The sequence below is a fragment of the Dialister sp. genome (genome assembly GCF_036343215.1).
GTDB lineage: Bacteria > Bacillota > Negativicutes > Veillonellales > Dialisteraceae > Dialister.
On record NZ_JAZASU010000156.1, the window covers coordinates 1 to 2,802 of the forward strand.

The window sequence follows — 2,802 nt, forward strand, 5'->3', positions numbered from 1 at the left end:
AAAATAGAAATCATTATTTTAAAAACTTTAGGGACAAAAGTTATCAGTTATTAGTTATCAGTTCGCAGTTGTGGTGGGCCATTACGAAGGAAAAGCGGCCTTTTTATATAAAAAAATGAATCATTCCCAATGAAAACTGTGTATAAAAATGGCCCGCCATCTCATTTGATGCGGGCCTCCTCCACTGAGAACTATGAACTGAGAACTGATTACTTTATAAAATTCAGTCATTCAACATGTTGTGTAATTATTGTACAGCCCCAACTCCCCGGGAGGAGATTTCCACTCATCTCATTTTTGACTTGTACGATTGTACAACTCCTTCCCCTGACAAGGGCATACAGGGGAATCTTGAACGTTTCGATTTGCAGGGATATTTCAAACATCGCCTGAGCAGATTCCCCATATACTCGTACCGTATCAGGCCGCCACCTTCCCGGGAGCCCCGATAATCCCGGGATTCCCGACACCCCCGATTCAAAGGTCTCTGAGAATGGCAGTTTTCCTCCACGCAGGGACCTACGGAGCTTTTCCTCTTGTGCAGATTTGCACAGGTAAGTTCAAATGAAAGGGCCAATTGTGCAAAAAATTGAAAATTTGCACAATTGGTCCTATAATAAGGATATATTTCTACAGAAACAGACAATTTTTCAGGAGAGGAGGATTGACCATGCAGCCGCTTCATATCGTATTTCATCAGGATGAATCAGAATGGCAGGTTTTGTACCGGAGGCTCTATGATTCTCCTGCCGCTCATCATCTGGGAATCCCCATTCACCATCTGAATTCCGCCCGGTCTTTTCCCGCCTTTTACTATGGGACTGATGAAATCATGGGTCTTCTGAACGACATTCTGGAATCCATGCTGTCGCTCACCAGGCTGATGGAAAAGGTGCCGCCTCTTGCGATTTCCCATTTCATCCGTTCTTCCATGGTGGAGGAAATCAAATCCACCAATGATATCGAAGGGGTCAAAAGTACCAGGAAGGAAATACGGACCGCCATGGCCGCCCAGGAGGACTCTTCGGCTGCCCATTCTGTCCGGTTCTGGAGTATTGTCAACAAGTACAGCCGCCTGGAAAAGTCAGAAAATATCCCTTTTCAGAATAGTTACGAGCTTCGGTCATTCTATGATGATTTCGTGCTGGATGAGGTTCTCCGGGATGATAAGGATAATCGGCCTGACGGACTTATTTTCAGAAAAAATGCGGTAGAAGTCCGCTCCCCGGCGAAAGTGATTCATCAGGGCCTCTATCCGGAAAGTCTCATCATCGAAACCATGGACAAAGCTCTTTCTATACTGAACGATCCCGAAACAGCTCCCCTGGTCCGGATCGCCCTCTTCCATTATTTCTTCGGCTATATCCATCCTTTTTATGATGGAAACGGGCGGACTTCCCGGTTCATCGCGTCTTACTATCTTTCAAAAATCCTGAATCCCCTGGCAGCCATGAGGTTTTCGATGACTGTCAAAAAGTCTCTGAAGCTGTACTATAAAATGTTTGAAATCGCCAATTCCCCGGGAAATGCAGGAGATTTAACACTTTTCATCACCGATTTCCTGAAAATCATTCTTGACAGTATCGATTCCGTCACTTCGGAACTCAAAAACCGCTCCCGGAAACTTACGGAACTGGCAGGGAGACCTCCTCTTTCTACGATTTCCAATCCAAAAGACAGAACGATCTGCCTGATTCTTCTGCAGACTGCCCTCTTTTCCGAAGAGGGCATACCGCTTTCAGAAATAAAGGATGCTGTCCATCTGGGTGAACGGACCATCCGCAGCCGGATCGATCATTTCCCATCGGACCTCGTCATTGTTAATAAAGACCATCACGCCTATCGTTACTCCCTGAACCTTGAAACACTGAAATAACTGTGCAGCTTTGCACAGGTACGTTCAAATGAAAGAGCCAATTATGCAAAAATCGCAAAAATTGCACAATTGGCTCCTGTTTCTTTTACAAAGTTTTTCCTCATCTGTGCCTTGCAGGAAATGAGGCTCATGACGTACCATTTTCATCGGAATTGCCTCAAAATTTTCGCGGAAAGGCTTCCCCTCCGGGGAAGCTGGCTGCGCAGCAGACTGATAGGGCAGGGATGGACCCTTCATGGGAATCTTTCGTGAGCAAATCGATTCTCCGAATCGATTTGCCCTCTCACCCCTTCGGGGTGTTCCCGAGGGAGAGCCTGCCTGCTTGCCGGTAGAGGCAATTAGAGCAAAATTGTTTCGTCAGTCAGCCACATGTGTGCTTATTACCGAATCCAAAAATCATGGTCCTTTTGAGACATTTTCGACTTGCATGTGCCTGACATCCCCTCACCGCATTCGCGGGGCTCCCCGCACTTCGGGGAGCTCGCTTTTTACGGATACAGACAATTCTCCCGGGAATGTTCCGTCAGTCAGCCTCATTTTCGTCTTGTACCTGTAGTACAACCCCTCAGTCTGCTCCGCAGACAGCCCCCCCAAGCCTGGGGAGCCTTGAACATTCCGGCTTGTACGGGATTTTCCACATCGCCTGTGTAAAGTCCCCATATATACTCCGCGGCCGTCAGGCCGCCTCCTTCCCAGGATCCCCGATATCCCCGACATTCCCGATCATCCCCGATTCAAAAGTCAATCGGTCATATAGTTTCATTTCCACTATAGGCCCGGCTTAAATACAATCGCCGCAGCAGCGGCATGAATCTTACCCTTTGTCAAATAATCGGAATTCGAGTTTTTAGAAATGCGGTCAATTTTTATACAGTTGCCCTGGCCTGGGGATTTTATCAGATTTACATTCCGGCATCAAGGGGCTG

Annotated in this window: 1 protein-coding gene; it reads left to right on the plus strand. The window is 47.1% G+C overall.

The features are described from left to right. Positions 1-670 precede the first annotated feature (670 nt). Positions 671-1,876: a Fic family protein gene (locus tag VZT47_RS09950; protein WP_330224807.1), complete on the plus strand. Its 1,206-nt coding sequence runs from the start codon at positions 671-673 to the stop codon at positions 1,874-1,876. Positions 1,877-2,802: the final 926 nt, after the last annotated feature.